The sequence below is a fragment of the Picosynechococcus sp. NKBG042902 genome (assembly GCF_963864045.1).
Taxonomy (GTDB): Bacteria; Cyanobacteriota; Cyanobacteriia; order Cyanobacteriales; family MRBY01; genus MRBY01.
In genome coordinates this window covers 37425-58367 of the sequence record NZ_CAWLTV010000071.1, presented here as the reverse complement: position 1 = coordinate 58367, position 20943 = coordinate 37425, and the positions used below count along the sequence as shown (strand labels likewise).

Sequence of the window (20943 nt, the reverse complement as noted above, 5' to 3'; positions counted from 1 at the left end):
ACAAGTCAATAGGAAAAAAGGTGGTACGCAACCACCTCTTTTTTTGCTAACTAAACTTCGAATAAGTTTTCAAATTCATGGCGTAGGGCCTGAAGATTGGCAATGCGGGCCACCACCAGATAGGGTTCTTGGGGAGTATCGGGTAATTCCTGTTCACAACGGCGTACCACCGCTTCTTGTTTGAGCCAAAAGTGAACCATGGTTTCGACGACCTCGTCCCAATTCCAATGGGGCTTTTTGGGAATGGTGTCTAGGGCCTGGATAAAGCTATCTAAAGTACAACGATGGGCAGCGAGATAGGCTTTGGGACGCTGGGGGTCTAGTTCGTATTGCTGTTGGTAGTTAAAAAAAGTAAGCAGGGGGGTCACCCCAAGCAGATCGAAAGCGTAAGTCATTTTTTTGCACACTCCAAACGCGTAACCAGGGGAAAAGTCAGTCCACAGCATCCTCAGGCTAGGACTGTCCCGTACATTAGAGGCGATCGCCACAGGATAGGACAGTGGGAGGGAGAGCGCTCGTCCCTATGGTTGAGGTATAGGGACTGTTACTGATCTAGTTTAAGGAAAATCCCCCCTAAAAGGGTTATCTGCAAACTTTTTGCAATATTTAGCAGTTTCTAGAGGAGAGTGCTAATTGTGGACTGATTTACAAGTATTTGTTGAGCAATAAAGCCAGTTTCTCCTTGGTGCTAGCTGGGACTTGGTCGAGGGGAGTGAGAATCGCATATTTAAGGGCATCATGGGCAGGGGATTGAGGAGGATTTGCCGCTAGTTTTTCGACGACAGCCCGGATCACTTTTTGGGCATTGGTGGCATTTTTGTGGAGATTGCCAATGACCATTTCAACGGTGACACTGTCATGGTCGGGGTGCCAACAGTCGTAATCGGTCACGAGGGCGAGGGTTGCATAGGCGATTTCTGCTTCCCGGGCCAGTTTTGCTTCCTGGAGGTTGGTCATGCCAATGATGCTGGCGTCCCAACCGCGGTAAAGATTGGATTCGGCTTTGGTAGAAAAGGCCGGGCCTTCCATGCAAACATAGGTGCCGCCCTGATGGAGATCAACGCCTTCTAAGTTTAAGGATGCCACTGCATCACCGAGAATCTTCGCCAACTGAGGACAAATAGGATCACCAAAGGCAATGTGGGCGACGATCCCGTCTCCAAAAAAGGTGTCAGTGCGGTGACGGGTGCGGTCAATAAATTGATCGGGAATGACCATGTCCACGGGTTTGATATGACCCTGGAGAGAACCCACAGCCGAGGCAGAAATAATGTATGCAACGCCGAGGGATTTGAGGGCGTAGATATTCGCTTGAAATGGAAGCTCTGTGGGGAGGAGATGGTGATGGCGGCCATGGCGGGGGAGGAAGACAACAGGGGTGCCGTCGAGGGTGCCGCTGATGAGGCGATCGCTAGGGGCACCAAAGGGGGTTTCAACGGTAATTTCTTCGATGTCTTGGAGGGCGTCCATTTTGTAGAGACCGCTACCGCCGATGATGCCAATTTTAATGTCTGCCATGGTGACTCGCTGTTAGATTTGCCTTGATTTGCTACAACATTATCTTGTATCAAAACCAGCTTGAAATTCCATGTTGCAATTTTTTCGGACGATTCTCATTACTGTGGTGGCGATCGCCTTTATGTGGTTCCCCGGTGAGGCGGCGATCGCCCTGGGTGGCCCCCAACCCGAACTTAACCAGCTCGCCCCCGAATTCACGCTTTTGGGCAATGACGGCGAGGGGGAAATTCAAGAATTCTCCCTCCAAGACTACCGGGGCCAATGGGTCGTACTTTACTTCTATCCTCAGGATTTCACTCCTGGCTGTACCCTCGAAGCTCGCCGTTTCCAACAGGATCTCCCTAAATACCTAGAACGTAATGTGCAGGTGCTGGGGGTCAGTGTTGACGATGTCGATTCCCACGAAGCTTTTTGTGATGCCGAAGGCTTAAAGTTTCCCCTCCTGGCCGATAGTACCGGGGATGTGAGCAAGCAGTACGGTTCCTACTTGACAGGCTATTCCCTGCGCCATACCTACCTCATTGATCCAGAAGGGATTTTGCGCAAAATTTATCTGGGAGTAAATCCCGCGATCCATAGCCAAGAAGTCCTCACAGACCTTGATTCCTTGATGGCAAATTCCTCAGCCCAGCTTCCCCCAATGGGTTAAAATCGACAACGATTGTAAAGTTTGTCCACACCGTTGTTTTAAAAGAAGATTCCTCCATGATTCACGATATTTTCATGCCCGCCCTCAGTTCTACGATGACCGAAGGTAAAATCGTCTCTTGGACTAAGTCCCCGGGAGATAAAGTCGCTAAAGGTGAAACCGTTGTCGTGGTGGAATCTGACAAAGCCGATATGGACGTTGAGTCTTTTAATGAAGGGTTTCTCGCAGCGATTATCGTTGATGCGGGGGAAGAAGCACCAGTGGGTTCGGCGATCGCCCTCATCGCTGAAACCGAAGTAGAAATTCCAGAGGCCAAACAAAAAGCCGCGACTCTGAAAGGGGGGAGTAGTGCTCCTGCCGCTAATCCTGCGCCTGCATCCGCCCCTGCGGCACCTAGTCCAGAACCGGCTCCCGTTGTGGCAGCCCCGGCGCCTACACCTGCAACCCCGACCCCCGCACCAGTGGTCAACGATGGCAGAATTATTGCTTCTCCGAGGGCGAAAAAACTCGCCAAAGAATTTGGTGTTGATCTTAAAACAGTGCCTGGTTCTGGCCCCCACGGTCGAATTGTCGCCGAAGATGTCGAAAAAGCCGCTGGTAAAGCACCTACTATTGCCCCTGCTGCCGTATCAACTCCAGCGCCGACAACCAGTAAGCCTGCCGCCCCAGCGCCAGCTCCCGTCGCTGTTACTCCTGGTGAAGTTGTCCCGCTGAATACGTTGCAACAGGCGGTTGTGCGGAATATGAATGCCAGCCTGAATGTGCCCACCTTCCATGTGTCCTATGACATCACGACCGACGCCCTAGATGCCCTCTACAAGCAAATTAAGAGTAAGGGCGTCACCATGACAGGTCTATTGGCGAAGGCCGTGGCTGTGACCCTCCAGAAACATCCAGTAGTTAATGCCAGCTTTGGGGATAATGCGATCCAATACAGCAGTGGTATTAATGTGGCGGTGGCCGTTGCGATGCCCGATGGCGGCCTAATTACCCCTGTGCTGCAAAATGCCGATCAAATGGATATCTATTCCCTTTCCCGCAAGTGGAAAGATTTGGTAGACCGGGCGCGCCTCAAGCAACTGCAGCCCGATGAGTACAGCACTGGCACCTTTACCCTCTCTAACCTAGGGATGTTTGGGGTCAGCAGTTTTGATGCGATTTTGCCCCCTGGTCAAGGTTCTATTTTGGCGATTGGGGGTGCTCAACCTAAAGTCGTTGCGACGCCCGATGGTTTGTTTGGTGTGAAAAAACAAATGACCGTCAATATCACTTGCGACCACCGCATTATTTATGGTGCCGATGCAGCGGCATTCCTTAAGGATCTAGCCGACTTGATTGAAAATAACACGCACAGTCTGACCCTTTAGGTTCATCTCGTTGCTCCTTGGGATTTTCCTCAAATACGCAATAAAACATGATCTATGGCTCCCCGGTCTGGGGAGTTTTTTTATTGCAAAAGTCAATGACCGCTTTTAGAGGACAATAAAAAAGACAACCATAATGAGGTTGTCTTCGGTACTTCATTTTGCGAATTTTAGATAAAAAAGACGATTTAAATAAAGTCGATCAATCGTGTTTTAGTTAACGGTTTTACCACCACCCCAAGCAACACCACGCACCTGGGCTTGAACGAGGACATAACCGGAAACATTTTGCAGATCCTCTTCGTTGAGGTTACGCATGCTACTCCAGATATCGGCACGGACGGTATTGGGGTGTAACTGAGATAGGTCTAATTCACCATCGTAGGAGGTGGGATTTTTGAGATAGTCCACCATGGCCAGGATATTATCGCGGCGGGGTTCTGCCCCTTCTAGATCGACTAGAGAAAGGGTTACGTTGGGGTTGCTCTTTGTCCGGCCGCTGTTGTGGCAGGTGGAACAGGTGTTGATAAAGATCCGCTCTCCTTTGGCAACCTGCTGGTCACTGAGGACGACCGTTTCGGTTTCATTGAGGTTGACGGTGCGGTCTACTTCCCGGAGGGCGGTGGCATTGGCAGCGCCGACATTGAGTTGCCAAAATAGTAAAACGAATGCGCTAATCCCGAAAATAAATTTTTTGAGTGGGTCGATCCCCAGAATTTTATTCATGTTTTTCCTCAATACAGCAATAACGTAAATAAATCTATCTCCACCTATTTAACTGTGAAGGCAGACCTACAGGCAAGAATTTATCAAGGCTGTAAGTAAATGTGCTTATCTTTGTTTATTTAAATTTGCGTTGCCAACGGCACCAGTCAGCCAGGGCAACTAACCATACATATCATGCCATTGGGGTGAATTTTTCTTATAAATCCGTAAAGAACAGCAATATTTCGCGCTGTGTTTTGTCGCTTTTTCAGGATCCACTCTGGAGAATTTGGGCGATCGCCGCTGCACATTGGGGATCGGTACCAAAGGGTTGACCAAGCTGAATTGTCATGGTGGGGTTGGCCTGGGCGAAGGTTTTCATCTGGGCGGCGATCGCCTTTGGGATTTTGCCAGAAAAAAGAAAATAGGGAACCAAGTGAATCGTTGTTGCGGTCGTCTTTTGGAGCTGTGCAAGTTTTTGGTCTAAAGAGGGTTCTGTGGCCCAGTAGGCGGTACTGGCGTTGAGGGCCTGGGCGAGCTTTTCGATTTCGGGATTCGCGCCGGTGCGACGGCTACCATGGGCAATCAAAATACGTTGGGCCGTAGAATTTTCGGCAAACTGTCGCTCTAGGAACGGGGCAAGGCGGGCATCTTTACCGAGGTAATCGAGTTGTTGAAACTTTACTTGGAGAAATTGGGCCTGCAGTTGGGCGATCGCCTCTGGGAGATCTTCCCGGACATGGACACCGGGCAAGAGAAATAGAGGCAGAATTTGCACTTCAGCGGGTTCTGGGACGTGATCCCGGAGGAACTGGGCGATCGCCGTCGTTAGGGGCACCTCGCTACATTCTAAATAGGCCCCAAGCACCGGATGATCTACCTGGGCTTTCACCTGGGTCATCAGAGTTTGAAATTCCTGCTGGTAACTGTCACTAAAACTGCCATGGACGACCACCACCGATAACCGCTGCATGAATTTTTTGTCCCGTCTATTGTTTCTGTTTGGTGATTATAGAAAAGTTAGCGCCAAATTTCTGGGCCGTAGTTGTGGCGGGATTGGCTTCGGCGTAGGATAAAACGAGGAAAAACTGTGGGAGTCATTAAACTGTGCAATGTCCTAAATGTCGCGATGTTGAGCTTGGGAATCAGCTTCTATCTGGGGAGCTGACCAGTTGCCATTGTGAAAAATGTGAAGGAGATTGGCTCCCTGGCGATCGCTACCAAACCTGGCAAAATAGCCAACGAAAACCACAGCGCCTCAATACCCAACTGTCCCTCCCAGAAACCGTGATCCCCGGTGAAACAGACAATAAAGCAGCCCTCTGTCCCGAATGCCGCCGCTATTTATCGCGGGTAAAAATCCCCGTTGATCAACCTTTTTATTTAGAGCGTTGCCCCGAATGTAATGGCTTCTGGTGCGATCGCCAAGAATGGGAAATTTTAGAAAAACTCCAACTCCACACTAGCCTCGAATATATTTTTACCGCCGAATGGCAACACAAAGTCCGGGAACAACAGCACAATATTAGCGAACGACAGGCCTTGATCCAGAAACTTGGGCCGACCCTCGCCACCGACGTTTTCGACCTGGGCGAAAAACTAGCGGCCCACAACAATGGCGATTTTGCCGTGGCTTACCTGGCCCGTCAAGTTACCGAAAATCAGACTAATCAAAGTCAATCACGCTAATTGCTAAATGTCACAGCCCCATCGCATCCTTGCAATTCGTTAAGGCTGCCCGGAAGAACGGAAAGGCGATCGCTATGATTTAAAGAGAAAGCCAAGCTTACCCAAGGCTTTTGGAGACTCCACAGCGGCAAAATATTTCCATTTATATGTCTTATCCCCTCTACATCGCGTTTATTTGGCATCAGCATCAACCCCTCTACAAAGCACCGGACGGTCAATATCATCTCCCCTGGGTGCGGCTCCACGGCACTAAAGATTACCTAGATTTGATTTTGCTGCTCGAAAAATATCCGCGCCTCCACCAAACTGTGAATTTGGTACCTTCCTTGATGATGCAGTTGGAAGATTATGCCGAAGGCAAGGCCCTTGACCCCTATCTAAAGCTGGCCCTCACCCCCGTCACAGACCTCAATAGTGACCAAAAATGGTACATCCTGGAGCATTTCTTTGATGGCAACCACCGCACCTTAGTCGATCCCCATCCCCGCTACCGGGAGCTGTATACCGAGCGCCAGGACAAAGGCAAAGCCTGGTGTCTGGAAAATTGGGACGAACAAAAATTTAGTGATCTCTTGGCTTGGCATAATTTAGCCTGGATTGATCCCCTCTTTTGGGATGATCCGGAGATCGCTGCCTGGCTCGAAAAGGATCGCGGCTTTACTTTAGGCGATCGCCAGCGCATTTATTCCAAACAACGGGAAATTATTAAGCGGATTATCCCCAAACACAAACAAATGCAGGACAACGGGCAACTGGAGGTGACCACCACCCCCTACACCCACCCGATTTTGCCCCTGCTCGCAGATACCAATTCTGGCCGCGTCGCCGTCCCCAAGATGGAACTGCCCCAGGAGCGCTTCCAGTGGTCAGAAGATATTCCCCGCCACCTCAACCGCGCCAAGGAAATGTACCGGGAACGTTTTGGCCGGGAAGTACGGGGTCTGTGGCCATCGGAGCAATCTGTCAGCCCGGAAGTGCTTAACCCCATCGCCGCCGCTGGCTTTAAGTGGATCTGTTCCGACGAAGCGGTGTTGGGTTGGAGCCTGAAACATTTCTTCCACCGGGACGAAGTGGGCAATGTCTACGAACCCGAAAAAATGTACCGCCCCTATCGCCTCGAAACAGACCATGGAGATCTCGCCATTGTCTTCCGGGATCACCGTCTGTCGGATCTCGTCGGCTTCACCTACAGCGGTATGGACTCAGAACAGGCCGCCTGCGATCTGGTCGGTCACCTAGAGGCGATCGCCCGGAGTTTGCGACACCACCAAAAAGAAGGCCAAACCGCCCTCCAAGAACCACACCTCGTAACCATCGCCCTCGACGGTGAAAACTGCTGGGAATTCTACGAAAAAGACGGCATTCCTTTCCTGACCTCCCTCTACGAAAAACTGAGTGCCAATCGCCAACTCGAACTCGTCACGGTCTCCGAATTTATCGAGCAATTTCCCCCCACCGAAACCATTCCCAGCCACAAACTCCATAGTGGTTCCTGGGTTGATGGGAGCTTTACCACCTGGATTGGGGACCCCGCCAAAAATCGCGCCTGGGATATGCTCACCAAAGCCCGCCACCTGCTCGCCGCCCACCCCGAAGCGACAGAAATTACCAACCCCGAAGCCTGGGAATCCCTCTATGCGGCCGAGGGCTCAGACTGGTTCTGGTGGTTTGGGGAAGGTCACTCCTCTAACCAAGACGCCATGTTTGACCAACTCTTTCGGGAACACGTCGCTGGGATCTACAAAGCCCTAAACGAACCGATTCCGCCGGAAGTGCTCCAACCCATTGAAGACCACACCCGCCACCGGGAGCACCTCCCCGAAAGCTTTATTCACCCGATCATTGATGGTATCGGCGACGAACAGGATTGGGATAAAGCCGGTTGCATCGAAATTGGTGGTGCCCGGGGTACTATGCACCAAAGCAGCGCCCTACAACGACTCTTTTACGGTTGGGATCATCTTAATTTTTATTTGCGCTTTGACCTCAAGCGGGGCATCAAATGGGGCGAGGAACTCCCGGCAGAACTCCATCTCCTTTGGTTCTATCCAGGGGTAAACTGCGCCATTAGCCCGGCTCCCATCGCCAGTATGCCCGACCAGGCTCCCCTAAATTATCTCTTCCGGCACCACATCGGCATTAATCTCTTAACCCAATCTATCTGGTTTGAAGAAGCCAGTGACTATGGCCAGTGGCGGCCCCGGGGTGCCCATGCCAAAATGGCTTACCGAGAATGTTTAGAACTGTCTGTGCCGTGGGATGTACTGCAGATTAAACCGGACTATACGCTCAATTTGGTGGCAATTTTGGCCGATGATGGTGAGTACCATAGTTTTGTGCCGGAAAATCGCTTTGTTACCCTCCAAGTGCCTTAAGCCATTTTCTCAGGATAAAACTTAGCTCGTCGATAACCGTTGCACCGCTGCTCCTCCCAATAAATTATCGGCTTCCTGGAGGTACTGGAGAATTTGATTGCGGTGGGGACTGAGACGTAATACGTTGCGCAGATCTACCTCCGTTAAGCGGTCGGCTTTTTGGCCGGGAAACCAGTGGCCGCCGTTGCCCATCAGGTTGTAGCGGGCTTTGCCGTATTCAATCATGTCGTAGGCGATCGCCAAATTTCTGAGCCAAAGAATGACGGGGATATTAATCTGGTGCGGGGTTTGGTCGTAGGTGGGCAGGCCCACTTGCCAGGTCTTGGCCCAATCTTCTCCCAGGGAGGCGATCGCCTGATTTTCCAGTCGCGCGAGAATATCTGGCAAAATTTCATCGGCCCGCCCCAGCAGAGGGAGGGTTTCTAGATGCTGATCAAAATCCGAGGGACGCGCCGCCCCCACGCTCAAAGTATGGATCTGGGGATGGGACAAACAAAATAAATCGTTAAACACCATGGGATGCAACGGCCTGCAGAGATCGACTAGCTTTTGGGGTGGATTGTAAAGATGTCCCCCCTTATCCGACGGGCTAATGATAAATACCCCCATATCCTGCTGCGTTGCTGCTTCGATGGCCCGCCAATTGTCCTGATTAATCCAATACCAGTGCAGATTCACATAATCCATCGCCCCCGTTTCGATGGTTTTCACAATCAAATCCGTCGAACCATGGGTCGAAAAACCAATGTGACGAATCCGTCCCGCCCGCTGCAATTCCTGGGCGACTTCTAGACAACCCCGTTCAAAGGTGAACTTAAATATTTCCTCGTTATTAATGCCGTGGATACCAAATAAATCCACATAATCCAGTTGCAAATAATTAAGGGATTTTTCAATTTCGCGCCGAAATACCTGGGGATCAGCCTTTGGGGAAACCTTTGTTTGGATAATGAGATCTTCTCGTTTAAATTGCGATAAGACCCACCCAAGTTGCATTTCTGACGTGCCGTACCCCCGTGCCGTTTCGATGTGGTTAATGCCCAGATCAAGCGATCGCCGAATCGTTGCCGCTAGATTTTTTTGGTTGTCAGCAGGAATTTTCGCGGGGTCTTGATCCTGCCACTTAAACTGATAGCGCATCCCGCCACAGGAAAAAACAGGCATTTGCAGTTCGGTGCGACCAAAGCGACGATATTGCATAGATCTCAAGCGTATTTCTTAACTTCTATTGGGAGGTATTCAGAAAAAACATTATAACGAAGAAAAAATCTCGTCCCTAAGCGGCAAAGGCTGTTCTGCCTCTGACAAAACAAAACGCGCCTATTTAAACTCAACTGATCAAAGCAACAAACCATCGGTTCTTAAGACATCGCCCCCAGTCTTGTTGGTCTTTGTTATACTATTGCTGCTGTTTAAGCATTATGGGGGGAGTAGCGGCAAAAATTATGCAGAGGTCTTATCTCTAAGACTCATTTACACTCTGCTGAAATAATGAATATAATGCTTGCGAGATTGTTTTAAACAGCTTCTACAAATATTTTTTCGAGTTTATGACGACACAAACGCCTACTTCTATTTATGATTTTTCGGCCACGGCCATCGATGGCACATCGGTCGATCTTAGTACCTATAAAGATCAGGTTTTATTGATTGTCAATACAGCCAGCCAATGCGGATTCACCCCCCAATACAAAGGTTTGCAGGCGCTCCATGAACAATATGGCGGCAAAGGTTTAGTCGTCCTCGGCTTCCCCTGTAACCAGTTTGGCCAACAAGAACCCGGCAACGAATCGCAAATTCAATCATTTTGTGAAACTACGTTTGGGGTTTCTTTTCCGATGTTTCAAAAAATTGATGTTAATGGCAGCAATGCCCACCCGTTATATCAATATTTAACCAAGGAAGCGCCCGGTATTTTGGGGACAAAAAATGTGAAATGGAACTTCACAAAATTCCTTATTAACCGTCAGGGTCAAGTGGTAAAACGCTATGCACCCACGGCAACACCGGAGGCGATCGCCAAAGATATCCAAGAATTGCTTTAAAAACTATCTGCTTCAGAAAACATTCTATTTTTTGACACTAATTTAACCCCCAGGCTTACATAAAACTTGGGGGCTTTTTTCTTTATAAGAACAATCAATTAATCAATTTCAATGGTTGTGGGGGCACCATCTTCAGTCTTAGTTTCACGATTGCCCCCTGTTTCTTGGCGGAACTCGCGATAAAGGCGGTCGCGCCACTCAAAAAACGGCGCATATTCCGCATTATCCCCCAGACCCGGAATGCCCTTACCTTTGAGGTAGTCAGGGATATCAAAATAGTTCCCCTCAGGAAATTTCAGCAAAATACTCAGGGCGGCCACGGAGAAATCCGCTAAGGTGGGCTGGTCGCCGATTAAATAAGGTTGTTGCTGGACAAGCAAGGTTAACGCTTCGAGATCCTGCCTGAGACCCCGCTGGGCTTCTTTTACCGCGTCACCACCAAGACCAACGCCCGCCCCAAAGAAATCTAAAACATCCCCCGGCACAGCCCCCAGAAGATTTTTAAAGAGATCAGGCACCTGCTTCGGCACAATGGAGGTGCGGAAGTTAGGGTTTTGGTTGAGGGCACCAATGAAGGCCTTGCGACCTTTCAAGCCAATGGACTCATCGGCCCATTCTTCCATGATCAAACATTGGGCCCGTTGCACCGGAGCGGTAGGAATAATCGGTTTTTCGGGATATTTGCGGTCAAGGTAAAAAGCAATTTCTGTGGAGTCACTGATTACCGTATCGCCATCTTTGAGGACAGGCACTTGACGCTGACCCGACATTTTATATACATCCAGTTGACCGATACCGGGGGTCACTTCAATTTTTTTGTACTCTAAACCCTTGTAATCGAGGATTAAGCGGACTTTTTCCGAAAACTGGGATAGTTCAAATTGGTATAACGCCAACATAGGGGTTCGCCTTGATGATTGAGTAGGTAAATCACTCACACCTTACAAAACTTCACAACAAATTGCCATGGGAACTTGTGGCACAATAAAGCAGAACAGTTGTATGGAAAGTCAACGATGACCATTAACCTCGTAAATCTTGTGGGCCGGGCCGGTGGGGATCCGGAAGTGCGCTATTTCGAGTCGGGTAGTGTGCTGTGTAATTTGACTTTAGCGGTAAATCGTCCCACCAGCCGGACGGATCAGCCGGATTGGTTTAATTTAGAGATTTGGGGAAAAACAGCAGAAATCGCCGCTAATTATGTAAAAAAAGGCAGTCTGCTCGGCATCCAAGGCACTTTAAAGATTGAGACTTTCACGAATCGCAATGGCCACGAATCGTCTAAGCCAGTAATTCGGGTTAATCGTCTAGATTTGCTGGGTTCTAAGCGGGATGTGGATCCCAATGCGGTAGATAGTTATAACAACTACGGGTAAACACCCTCCGCCTGCGGCACTTTCCTTGAGGGACGCCCCTCTAACTCTCCTTAAGGGAGGCCCCTCTAACTCTCCTTAAGGGAGGCCCCCCTCTAACTCCCCTCAAGGGGAGAATTAAACCCTCCGCCAGCGGTACCTCCCTCCAGGGAGGATGTTTTTTAGAGGCCTTGGGGGATCGCGGCGATGAGTTGTTTGGTGTAGTCCTGTTGGGGATTGCGGTAAATTTGGTCAGCGGTACCCACTTCCTCGATTTTGCCTTTGTTCATCACGATGATGCGATCGCCCATAAATTTCACAACGCTGAGATCGTGGGAAATAAAAATATAGGTCAGTTGAAATTCCGCTTGTAATTCCTTCAGCAGATTTAACACTTGGGCCTGGACGGATACATCCAGGGCCGATACGGATTCATCGCAGATAATAAATTGGGGTTCAATGGCCAAGGCCCGCGCAATACAAACCCGTTGCCGCTGGCCACCTGATAGTTCGTGGGGATAGCGGTTTACCCATTGAGGATTGAGACCTACCCGCTCTAACAGATATTGCACCCGTTCGAGGCGTTTTTTCTTGTCCCGCTTGATATTGTGAATGATTAACGGTTCGGCGATCGCCCGGCCAATGGTCATGCGGGGATTGAGGGAATTGTAAGGATTTTGGAAGACAATTTGCATCTCCCGGCGCAGTTGTCGGAGGCGTTTACTCCGGGCTGGGAGTTGGGCAATATTTTCGCCCCGAAACCAAATGTCGCCACTGAGGGGTTGAATCAGTCGCAAAATGGCCCGGGCCAGGGTGGATTTGCCGCACCCGGATTCGCCTACTAGACCGAGGGTTTCCCCCGGATAGAGATCAAAGGAAACATTATTAACGGCCATGAAATACCGTTGTCCCGTCAAAAGAAAATTGCGACTGGGATAACCCACCTGGAGCTTTTGCACAGATAGGAGCGGTTTTTGTTTAATCAGGTCTTCAAGACGTTTTTTATCGGCCTCTAGGGAGACTTCTGCCAGTAAATTCAAATCCGGCTGTCGCTCTTGGATCACGACGGTTTGGGTGTCGGGATCGGTTTCAACACTCATGTAATCAGCAACGGTCGGCAGCAGGACTAATTTTTGATCAAGGCGGGGCCGACAGGCCAGTAATCCTTTGGTATAGGGATGTTGAGGCGCTTTAAAAATCCGTTCGATGGGGCCTTGCTCAACAATTTTCCCCCGGTACATCACCGCCACTTCGTCAACAAGTTCCGCAATTACCCCCAAATCGTGGGTAATGAAAATTAGAGACATTTGCCGGGCCTGACAAAGATCCCGCAACAGCTGCAAAATCGTCGCTTGCACAGTCACATCGAGGGCAGTGGTGGGTTCGTCCGCAATTAATAGCGTCGGATTAGAGGCGATCGCCATGGCAATCATCACCCGTTGCAGTTGGCCCCCGGACAATTCGTGGGGGTAGCGTTTCATCACCTCGGCGGGCAGTTGCACTTCCTGGAGTCGGGCGATCGCCTGTTGGCGGGCCTGGGCTGGAGTGACATTTTGGTGCAATAAAATCGCTTCGGTAAGCTGAAATTCCACGTTATAAACGGGATTAAGGGAACTCATCGGTTCCTGGAAAATCATCGCAATCTCGCCGCCGCGATAGGTACGCCGCTCCCATTCCGGCAAACTTTGGAGATCGAGGGGTTCTGTGTCTGGGGTCGCCTTAAAGAAAATTTCGCCCCCGGTGACGCGGCCTGGCTTTTGGATCAGCCCCATCAGCGCAAGGGATGTGACCGATTTGCCGGAGCCGGATTCCCCCACGATACCGAGGGTCTGGCCCCGTTTAAGCTGAAAGCTAATTTGATCAACCGCGAGATTGGTTTGATTTTCGCTGGTGAAGGCCACCTGCAGTTGACGGACATCGAGAACCAGATCACTCATGGGGGCAGTTTTTTTACTAGACTCAGGCAGAGAAATTTATGTTGATTGTAGCGTTAGGGGGTTTTTGGGTGGCGATCGCCGAGGGCTTTGCGGGCTTCCTCCCGGTCATCGAAGTGAATTTTTTCGGTGCCCAAAATTTGATAGTCTTCATGGCCTTTGCCAGCGATGAGAACCCCGTCCCCCGGTTGGGCCTCTAAAATTGCACGTTGGATTGCCGTGGCCCGGTCTGCTTCCACGAGAAACTGAATATTTTCGGGAATCCCTTCCACCACATCGGCCAAAATTTGCTTGGGATCTTCCGTGCGCGGATTATCGGAGGTGACCACAGCCCAATCTGATTGCGTCGCAGCAATTTTCCCCATCAGGGGTCTTTTGGTGCGATCGCGATCGCCACCGCAACCAAACACACAGATCATTTTTTTTGCGATAAAAGGCCGGGAGGCTTTCAGGAGATTTTCTAAACTGTCGGGGGTGTGGGCATAGTCAACGATGACGCTAATGTCTTGATCCTCAGCCACGACCACCCGTTCCATGCGCCCCGGCACCCCTTGGAATTGCGGCAAACAGGTAATCATCTGGTTTAAATCCAGACCCAAGGCCAGACCTGCACCGATGGCGGCCATCACATTTTCGAGATTAAACTGACCGACTAGGGGGGACGTGAATTCTACCGTGCCCATGGGCGTTTTTAGGCGACCTTGAACTCCCGTCGCGGTGTAGATCAGGCGATCCATGTAAAGATCCGCTGCGGCATCTTGGAGGCTATAACCCCAGGCTTTTTCACCGAGTTTGTGGGCGAGGCGATCGCCATAGGGATTATCCAAATTCACCACTGCCCTGCCGTGGCAATATTCCTCGTTAAAAAGTAGGGCTTTCGCCTGGAAATAGTCCTCCATCGTCGGATGGTAATCCAGGTGATCCTGGGTGAGATTGGTGAAAACGGCCACATCAAATTGACAACCCTTAACGCGATTTTGGTGCAGCGCATGGGAACTCACTTCCATAACGGCGTGGGTATTGCCTGCTTCGAGGGCTGCCGCAAAGTTTTTCTGGAGATCGATGGCGAAGGGAGTCGTGTGGGTGGCAATTTTTTCGTAGCCGGGCCAGCGGGTGTAGAGGGTACCGATCAGGGCCGTGGGCTGTTGGGCGGCTTGGAGGAAATATTCAATGAGGTGGCTGGTGGTGGTTTTGCCGTTTGTCCCAGTCACTCCTACCAGTTTTAAACTTGCAGTGGGTTTGTTGTAAAAGAGGTTGGCAATTTCAGCACAGGCAATTACGGGGTCAGCAACGGGAATGACGCATTCGCCCTTGGTCGCGGGAAATTTTTCGAGGGCCTCTGGACTGACCACAGCGGCGATCGCCCCAGCTTCGATAGCCCCTTGCCAAAACTCGCCCCCATCGACGCGGGTACCGGGCAAACCAATGAACAGATCCCCAGGCATCACGGCTTGGGAGTTGCTCGCCAATCCTTTGACGACCTGCTGGAGCATCGGGTGATCCGGCAGGGATTCAATGGCCGATACCTGTTTTAAAAGTGCGCCTAGCTGCATCATTTGCCTCCAAATCCTGGGATTTTCCCGATTTTAGTCTGTGCTCAGGGAAATTTTGTCATCTCAGTAGCAGTTTAGCTCAATTTTTCGTTGGACTAACGCGGTATTTAGTGGGTCAAAAAAGGTTTAGCGAGATAGTAACTGGCAATGGTTTTGGCATCGAGGCGATCGCCATTATGGATTTTCGCTTCCAACTCCTCTGGACTCAGCAAGAGCACCTCAATGTCCTCGTCGGCATCCTGGGCTGGGGGGGTGGCTAATTTTTCTAAATCCGTCGCCAAAAAAGCATAGATCCATTCGTCAGAATAGCCTGGACAAAGGGGGAATTTCCCCAGCGATCGCCAATTTTTTGCGGCGTAACCCGCTTCCTCTGGTAGTTCCCGTTGCACCGTGCTGAGGGGGTCTTCCTCGGTTTCAATCGTCCCCGCCGGAAATTCGATAATCCGCCCTTGGAGGGCAAAGCGATATTGCCGCACCACTACTAACTGACCTTCATTGGTTACGGGTACCACCAACGCGCCCCCCGGATGACGGATCGCCCCATAATCACCGACGGCCCCATTGGGTAACCGCAGACGATTCACTTCGTAGGCAAATTTCGAGCCACTGTACATCAAGAGAGGTTTAATCACCTCAGGCAGTTCATTGTGGGAAACCATGGAAAAAATTACAGAGTAAAGGGTAAGAAAAGGGGGTCGGAATCGGGGCGATCGCCTGAAAAATTGGTATGATTAAATATTCTGAGTTTTGATGTTGGCGTTTATATCATAATTTTTTGAAGCAAAACAGACCGCTTGTACTAAAGCTTAGTGAGTCCCCCCGTCATTATCCAGTCTTTTCCCCTGATTCAAGCAGAGTCCCTATGAAACTCCCCATTATTGCCGTGATCGGTCGTCCCAACGTGGGCAAATCTACCCTCGTCAACCGCATTGCTGGCGATCAACAGGCGATCGTCCATGACCAGCCCGGTATTACCCGCGATCGCACCTATCGGCCTGGTTTTTGGCAAGACCGCAATTTTCAGATTGTCGATACGGGCGGGATTGTTTTCGACGACCACGAAGAATTTTTACCTTTAATCCGTGAACAAGCGGCGATCGCCCTCGCCGAAGCAGCCGTTGCCCTTTTTGTAGTGGATGGCCAAGCCGGATTAAATGCTGCCGACCAAGAAATTGCCGACTGGTTGCGCCAACAAAATGTCCCCGTTGTCCTGGCCGTGAACAAATGCGAATCCCTCGAACAAGGCTATACCCAAGCGGCTGAATTTTGGGAGCTGGGCATGGAAGAACCTTTTCCTATCTCGGCGATCCATGGCAGTGGCACCGGCGATCTTTTAGACAAAGTCATTGAGTACCTCCCCACGATCACCGACGTGGAAGAAGATACCACCATTAATGTCGCAATCATTGGCCGCCCCAACGTCGGTAAATCAAGTCTGCTCAATGCCCTCACCGGAGAACAACGGGCGATCGTCAGTCCGATTTCTGGGACAACCCGCGACGCCATTGACACAATCATCGAGCGCAACGGCCAACAGTATCGTCTCATTGATACGGCTGGTATCCGCCGGAAAAAAAATGTCGATTATGGGGCCGAATTTTTTAGCATTAACCGTGCCTTTAAAGCGATTCGTCGGGCGGATGTGGTGCTCTTTGTAATTGATGTTTTAGATGGGGTGACCGAACAGGATCTCAAACTAGCGGGTCGGATCATTGACGAAGGCCGAGCGGTGATCATCGTTGCCAACAAGTGGGATGCCGTCGAGAAGGATACCTACACGATCAACCAATACCGCAAAGAGTTGCAAGCGCGTCTATTTTTCATGGAATGGGCCGAAATGCTCTTCATTAGCGCCCAGACTGGTCAGCGGGTGAATAAAATCCTGGATTTAGTCGATCAAGCCGCCGAATCTCACCGTCGCCGCGTTTCTACCGCCGTAATTAATGAGGTGATCCAAGAAGCGGTTTCCTGGCATTCTCCCCCCACCAGTCGCCAAGGGAAACAGGGTCGGATTTACTATGGCACCCAGGTACGGAGTCAGCCGCCGACGATTTCTCTGTTTGTTAATGACCCCAAACGATTTAACGATAGCTACCGCCGCTATATCGAGAAGCAATTTCGTCAGGATCTCGGTTTTGCGGGCACGCCGATCCGTTTGGTTTGGCGCGGTAAACGGGTGCGGGATGCAGAACGGGGCACCCCCAACCGAGCTACAAAGGTTTAGCGCAGACGATACACTGAAGGGCATCTTTGTCTGGGACACTAGGCTCTATGTCTTCTGAGAAAATGTCGTCGTTGCCCCCCTATGATCTGATTATGGTGGGGGCCACTGGTTTTGTGGGCCAAATTATTTGCCGCTATCTTTGTGACCATGCCGAACGTGAATCGTTTACTTGGGCGATCGCCGGCCGTTCAGCCGAAAAATTAGACCAACTCAAAGCATCCCTGGGTGTCCCAGGGGAAACCTTACCAACCTACGTCGTTGATGTGTTTGATCAAGGGGCAGTGACGGCCCTCTGCGAGCAAACGAAGGTGATCCTCACAACGGTCGGCCCCTACAGTCTTTATGGAGAAACGCTGGTGCAGGCCTGTGCCACAACGGGAACCGATTATTGCGATCTGACCGGGGAAGTCCAGTGGGTCAAAAAGATGGTGACTAAATATGAGGCGATCGCCCAACAATCGGGAGCGCGGATCGTTCATTGTTGCGGCTTTGATTCGGTGCCGTCTGACCTTGGGGTGTATTTTTTGCAACAGCGAGCTTTAGAACGATTCGGAAAACCCTGTCGCCAAATTAAGATGCGCGTTAAGGCGGCCCAGGGAGGTATTTCCGGGGGGACAGCGGCCAGCGGCGTGAATCTGATCAAAGAGGCGATCGCCGACCCAGAGATCAAAGCGCTGTTGGCTAATCCCTATGCCCTCTGTCCCAAAGCTCCCAATCCCCAGCACCCAGCTCCCCTAATCCCGGTGCAAATCGATCACATTTTTGGCGAATGGGTGACGCCCTTTATCATGGCAGCGGTGAATACCCCCATCGTGCTGCGCTCCAATGCCCTACAAAATTGGGCCTATGGAGAGCAGTTCCAGTACGACGAAGGGCTGCTTACGGGGGTCAGTGTCGGGGGTTGGCTCAAAGCCCAGGGTCTAAGCCTATTACTTAAAATCCTAGGAGGAACAGCGGCGATCGCCCCTAGCATCGTCGAAAAAATTGTCCCGGCCCCCGGCGAAGGGCCTTCCCCCAGCCAACAGCAAGCCGGTTTTTATGATCTGCGCTTTTGGGGAACTACTGCCTCCGGCGAAACGCTCATCGCCCAAGTCACTGGCGATCGCGATCCGGGCTATGGTTCCACCGCAAAAATTATCGCCCAAGCGGGACTCTGTCTAGCCAAAGATCATTTATCCCGATCCGGTGGCTTCTGGACGCCAGCCACAGCCATGGGTGAACATCTTATCGATCGCCTTACCGCTTACAGTGGCTTAACCTTCAGCATCCTTTGAGTTGATCTTGGCCCTCACGATTCAAAACATAGAAAAGGAGCGACCTGAGTCACTCCCTTTATTTCCCTAATTATTTTTATTTTGGCAATCGGTGGATTAAGCCCGATTTCCTAGCGCAGCACAGGATTTTTCATGGATTCTTCCATCGCCATTTGAGGAAGTCCTTGGGATTTCGTGTAGTGGGTCGAGTACAGCAGCGCACCGATGAAGATACCACCACCAATAATGTTCCCAATCGTCACAGGTAGGAAATCCCAGAAGACCATATCCATACCAGAGATCGGCGCACCGAGAACCATACCAGTCAAGATAAAGAACATATTGACCACGATGTGCTCCAGGCCGAGGGTGACGAACGCGAAGATCGGGAACCAGCAGCCCATAAATTTACCTGGGACGGACTTACTCACCATGCCCATCATCACAGCCAAACAAACTAGGAAGTTACAGAAAATACCACGGACAATGAAGAGGAAAAAGCCATTGGTGCCCATTTCTTTCACTGCCACGGTCTTGGAGAGGGCGATTTCGATGATTTTTTCACCCACGGGGCTGGGGTCAGCAGTTCCTCCATTGGTAAGGGAGAACCCCATCAACAGGGCCACAAACAAACAACCTAAAAAATTACCCAGATAAACCCAAAGCCAATTATTAATAACTCTGCCAAACCTCACTCGTCTCGCCAACATTGCCGATGTCATCAGCGCAAAGTTGCCAGTGACCAGTTCCATCCCAAAGAGCACGATGGAGGCAAATCCCCAAGGGAAGAGAAGTGCTCCGAGGAATGGCAGACCACTTTGTACAGCGACGGTAACAGCGAGGGTGGTGGCAACGCCAAGGGCCAGACCGGAGTAGAAGCCACGGATGAGCAGATCTTTGACGGAAAGACGTGCTTTTGTTTCGCCTGCTTTGATACTGGCATCTACTAGTTCTTTGGGGATTACGTAGTCCATTATTTTCTCCTAATTTAAAACCGATGGGGAAACAAAAGGGTCATTGGTTTTTCTAAAGTCAATGCGCTTTGAGATTAACTTTTAAACCACAGATAAATTGTTCATGAAGAACTTAATTTTACTTTTTTGGAATTTAATTCCAAAAGTTTAGATCTGAATTTTTGTTCTGCTGTGATATTCAGCCAAGAAAGTTTCTTGATCTAAGTCAAAACCAAGCACCACAATATTTTTGAGGAATTCTCCCGAAGAAAAATACTTTTAAATAAAACCAGTCTCCAGTCACAATTGAAGCTTTATTTTCTGACCAACTGCAAAAAATATAGAGGATTCAAATTGTTTGGAAGAAAGTAATCTTTAGTTGGTTTTGCTAAGAAAATAATAATCCTTAGCAAAGTAGAGAATGAGCTACAAAAAATCTTTTTAAAAGAGATTTTGCGCGTTCAATAGGTCATAAGTTAAACAAGGAAACCCTGAAAATGTGTAACCAAAGCTACGATTTTTGAGGGCACTTGAGTTCTATGCATGAATTGAATTACGTTTTTACATGAAAAACACCCAGGCAAGAATGATCGCGGCCATGGGTGTGTTGCAATGGGTTTGTTAGGGCTGACTCGGGTCAGGTTGAAATGATTTGACCTTCTGAATCTAGCGGGGGATAGGGTAATTGGCGATCGCGGTAATGGGCGACAAGTTCAGGGTAGCCCCACTCAAAGACCTTCTGACGGTAGAACTCTGGATCTAGGCGTGGTTGGTCATAAAATCCAGCCTGGAGGCGTTGGCGTTGTGCCTCAAAGAGAATCACCGCTGCGGCCACGGAAACATTGAGGGACTGCACCATCCCTAACATCGGAATGATAATGTGACCATCTACAAGCTCTGCGGCTGTGTCGCTGACCCCCCACCGTTCGGCCCCCATCAAAATTGCCGTGGGTTGCGTATAGTCAATGGTGCGATAATCAACGGCGCGATCGCTTAAATGGGCCGCATAGATTTTAAAGTTTTGCTGGTGGAGCTGATCGATGGCTACGGTAACGTCAGGGTGACGATTTAAATCAACCCATTTCTCACTGCCTTGGGCCACCTGGGAGTAAGTATCGAGGACATCACCATCTGCGACCTGATTCATTGCATGGACAGCCATCACTCCCACCGCATCACAGGTGCGAATAATCGCGGAAATATTGTGGGGTTTGTGGACATCCTCCATGAGGACAGTGAGGTCAGGTTGACGACGATCTAAGGTTTGGCAAATGCGTTGATATCTTCTCGACAGCACAATCTTATTTTTTAGCTAACAGCACAGGATCC

At 50.2% G+C, this 20943-nt stretch carries 19 protein-coding genes; 8 read left to right on the top strand and 11 right to left on the bottom strand.

From position 1 onward, the window contains the following. Positions 1–50: 50 nt before the first annotated feature. Both AACR41_RS09800 and AACR41_RS09795 read right to left on the bottom strand, forming a co-directional pair. The gene (locus tag AACR41_RS09800; protein ID WP_030006743.1) at positions 51–395 is read right to left on the bottom strand and encodes a hypothetical protein; all 345 of its coding nucleotides are present in this window, start codon (positions 393–395) and stop codon (positions 51–53) included. 250 nt (positions 396–645) lie between these two features. Continuing rightward, a complete protein-coding gene (locus tag AACR41_RS09795; protein ID WP_030006742.1) occupies positions 646–1518 on the bottom strand; it encodes an S-methyl-5'-thioadenosine phosphorylase in 873 nt (290 codons plus the stop codon). A gap of 70 nt (positions 1519–1588) precedes the next feature. Here AACR41_RS09795 and AACR41_RS09790 point away from each other — a divergent pair, with 70 nt between their 5' ends. Next, positions 1589–2167, top strand: coding sequence for a peroxiredoxin (locus AACR41_RS09790; protein WP_030006741.1), 579 nt, complete (start codon positions 1589–1591; stop codon positions 2165–2167). A 56-nt stretch (positions 2168–2223) separates the two neighbouring features. Continuing rightward, a complete protein-coding gene (locus AACR41_RS09785) occupies positions 2224–3534 on the top strand; it encodes a dihydrolipoamide acetyltransferase family protein (protein WP_030006740.1) in 1311 nt (436 codons plus the stop codon). 210 nt (positions 3535–3744) lie between these two features. Here AACR41_RS09785 and psbV read toward each other — a convergent pair whose 3' ends face one another. Together psbV and AACR41_RS09775 are read right to left on the bottom strand one after the other, a co-directional pair. Next, positions 3745–4257, bottom strand: coding sequence for a photosystem II cytochrome c-550 (gene psbV / locus AACR41_RS09780; RefSeq protein WP_012305751.1), 513 nt, complete (start codon positions 4255–4257; stop codon positions 3745–3747). 247 nt (positions 4258–4504) lie between these two features. Then, positions 4505–5209: a sirohydrochlorin chelatase gene (locus tag AACR41_RS09775; protein WP_030006739.1), complete on the bottom strand. Its 705-nt coding sequence runs from the start codon at positions 5207–5209 to the stop codon at positions 4505–4507. Positions 5210–5343: 134 nt separating this feature from the next. Between AACR41_RS09775 and AACR41_RS09770 the strand changes: the two genes are divergently transcribed. Continuing rightward, entirely contained in the window at positions 5344–5925 is a 582-nt protein-coding gene (locus AACR41_RS09770) for a zf-TFIIB domain-containing protein (protein WP_030006738.1), read from the top strand. Positions 5926–6071: 146 nt separating this feature from the next. Continuing rightward, entirely contained in the window at positions 6072–8300 is a 2229-nt protein-coding gene (locus AACR41_RS09765) for a glycoside hydrolase (RefSeq protein WP_012305754.1), read from the top strand. A 21-nt stretch (positions 8301–8321) separates the two neighbouring features. Here AACR41_RS09765 and AACR41_RS09760 read toward each other — a convergent pair whose 3' ends face one another. Next, positions 8322–9500, bottom strand: coding sequence for an aldo/keto reductase (locus AACR41_RS09760; protein WP_030006737.1), 1179 nt, complete (start codon positions 9498–9500; stop codon positions 8322–8324). Positions 9501–9850: 350 nt separating this feature from the next. Between AACR41_RS09760 and AACR41_RS09755 the strand changes: the two genes are divergently transcribed. Beyond that, complete coding sequence (locus tag AACR41_RS09755; protein ID WP_030006736.1) at positions 9851–10345, top strand: glutathione peroxidase; 495 nt, start codon at positions 9851–9853, stop codon at positions 10343–10345. A gap of 98 nt (positions 10346–10443) precedes the next feature. Here AACR41_RS09755 and AACR41_RS09750 read toward each other — a convergent pair whose 3' ends face one another. Then, a complete protein-coding gene (locus AACR41_RS09750) occupies positions 10444–11244 on the bottom strand; it encodes a glutathione S-transferase (RefSeq protein WP_030006735.1) in 801 nt (266 codons plus the stop codon). Positions 11245–11361: 117 nt separating this feature from the next. Here AACR41_RS09750 and AACR41_RS09745 point away from each other — a divergent pair, with 117 nt between their 5' ends. Continuing rightward, complete coding sequence (locus tag AACR41_RS09745) at positions 11362–11721, top strand: single-stranded DNA-binding protein (protein WP_030006734.1); 360 nt, start codon at positions 11362–11364, stop codon at positions 11719–11721. Positions 11722–11879: 158 nt separating this feature from the next. Here the strand turns inward: AACR41_RS09745 and AACR41_RS09740 are convergent, their stop codons facing one another. The 3 genes from AACR41_RS09740 to AACR41_RS09730 form a co-directional block, all read right to left on the bottom strand. Then, positions 11880–13634 carry an ABC transporter ATP-binding protein gene (locus AACR41_RS09740; RefSeq protein WP_030006733.1) on the bottom strand — a complete coding sequence of 585 codons (1755 nt, stop codon included), beginning with the start codon at positions 13632–13634 and terminating at the stop codon, positions 11880–11882. 53 nt (positions 13635–13687) lie between these two features. After that, complete coding sequence (locus tag AACR41_RS09735; protein WP_030006732.1) at positions 13688–15184, bottom strand: UDP-N-acetylmuramoyl-L-alanyl-D-glutamate--2,6-diaminopimelate ligase; 1497 nt, start codon at positions 15182–15184, stop codon at positions 13688–13690. 107 nt (positions 15185–15291) lie between these two features. Next, the gene (locus AACR41_RS09730; RefSeq protein ID WP_030006731.1) at positions 15292–15843 is read right to left on the bottom strand and encodes an NUDIX hydrolase; all 552 of its coding nucleotides are present in this window, start codon (positions 15841–15843) and stop codon (positions 15292–15294) included. Positions 15844–16046: 203 nt separating this feature from the next. Between AACR41_RS09730 and der the strand changes: the two genes are divergently transcribed. Both der and AACR41_RS09720 read left to right on the top strand, forming a co-directional pair. Beyond that, on the top strand, positions 16047–17408 hold the full coding sequence (gene der / locus AACR41_RS09725; protein WP_012305762.1) for a ribosome biogenesis GTPase Der: 1362 nt from the start codon (positions 16047–16049) through the stop codon (positions 17406–17408). Positions 17409–17455: 47 nt separating this feature from the next. After that, positions 17456–18682: a saccharopine dehydrogenase family protein gene (locus AACR41_RS09720; RefSeq protein ID WP_223209896.1), complete on the top strand. Its 1227-nt coding sequence runs from the start codon at positions 17456–17458 to the stop codon at positions 18680–18682. A gap of 110 nt (positions 18683–18792) precedes the next feature. Here the strand turns inward: AACR41_RS09720 and AACR41_RS09715 are convergent, their stop codons facing one another. Further along, on the bottom strand, positions 18793–19635 hold the full coding sequence (locus AACR41_RS09715) for a formate/nitrite transporter family protein (RefSeq protein ID WP_012305764.1): 843 nt from the start codon (positions 19633–19635) through the stop codon (positions 18793–18795). A gap of 616 nt (positions 19636–20251) precedes the next feature. Further along, positions 20252–20911: a tRNA (guanosine(18)-2'-O)-methyltransferase TrmH gene (gene trmH, locus AACR41_RS09710; RefSeq protein WP_030006729.1), complete on the bottom strand. Its 660-nt coding sequence runs from the start codon at positions 20909–20911 to the stop codon at positions 20252–20254. Positions 20912–20943 lie beyond the last annotated feature (32 nt).

Excerpts from the sequence above, each read along its gene's own strand:
- AACR41_RS09750 (WP_030006735.1), bottom strand. The coding sequence starts at position 11,244 with ATGTTGGCGTTATACCAATTTGAACTATCCCAGTTTTCGGAAAAAGTC.
- AACR41_RS09785 (WP_030006740.1), top strand. The coding sequence starts at position 2,224 with ATGATTCACGATATTTTCATGCCCGCCCTCAGTTCTACGATGACCGAA.
- AACR41_RS09730 (WP_030006731.1), bottom strand. The coding sequence starts at position 15,843 with ATGGTTTCCCACAATGAACTGCCTGAGGTGATTAAACCTCTCTTGATG.
- AACR41_RS09790 (WP_030006741.1), top strand. The coding sequence starts at position 1,589 with ATGTTGCAATTTTTTCGGACGATTCTCATTACTGTGGTGGCGATCGCC.
- AACR41_RS09775 (WP_030006739.1), bottom strand. The coding sequence starts at position 5,209 with ATGCAGCGGTTATCGGTGGTGGTCGTCCATGGCAGTTTTAGTGACAGT.
- der (WP_012305762.1), top strand. The coding sequence starts at position 16,047 with ATGAAACTCCCCATTATTGCCGTGATCGGTCGTCCCAACGTGGGCAAA.
- AACR41_RS09740 (WP_030006733.1), bottom strand. The coding sequence starts at position 13,634 with ATGAGTGATCTGGTTCTCGATGTCCGTCAACTGCAGGTGGCCTTCACC.
- psbV (WP_012305751.1), bottom strand. The coding sequence starts at position 4,257 with ATGAATAAAATTCTGGGGATCGACCCACTCAAAAAATTTATTTTCGGG.
- AACR41_RS09755 (WP_030006736.1), top strand. The coding sequence starts at position 9,851 with ATGACGACACAAACGCCTACTTCTATTTATGATTTTTCGGCCACGGCC.
- AACR41_RS09800 (WP_030006743.1), bottom strand. The coding sequence starts at position 395 with ATGACTTACGCTTTCGATCTGCTTGGGGTGACCCCCCTGCTTACTTTT.
- AACR41_RS09715 (WP_012305764.1), bottom strand. The coding sequence starts at position 19,635 with ATGGACTACGTAATCCCCAAAGAACTAGTAGATGCCAGTATCAAAGCA.
- AACR41_RS09765 (WP_012305754.1), top strand. The coding sequence starts at position 6,072 with ATGTCTTATCCCCTCTACATCGCGTTTATTTGGCATCAGCATCAACCC.
- AACR41_RS09795 (WP_030006742.1), bottom strand. The coding sequence starts at position 1,518 with ATGGCAGACATTAAAATTGGCATCATCGGCGGTAGCGGTCTCTACAAA.
- AACR41_RS09745 (WP_030006734.1), top strand. The coding sequence starts at position 11,362 with ATGACCATTAACCTCGTAAATCTTGTGGGCCGGGCCGGTGGGGATCCG.
- AACR41_RS09720 (WP_223209896.1), top strand. The coding sequence starts at position 17,456 with ATGTCTTCTGAGAAAATGTCGTCGTTGCCCCCCTATGATCTGATTATG.
- AACR41_RS09735 (WP_030006732.1), bottom strand. The coding sequence starts at position 15,184 with ATGCAGCTAGGCGCACTTTTAAAACAGGTATCGGCCATTGAATCCCTG.
- AACR41_RS09760 (WP_030006737.1), bottom strand. The coding sequence starts at position 9,500 with ATGCAATATCGTCGCTTTGGTCGCACCGAACTGCAAATGCCTGTTTTT.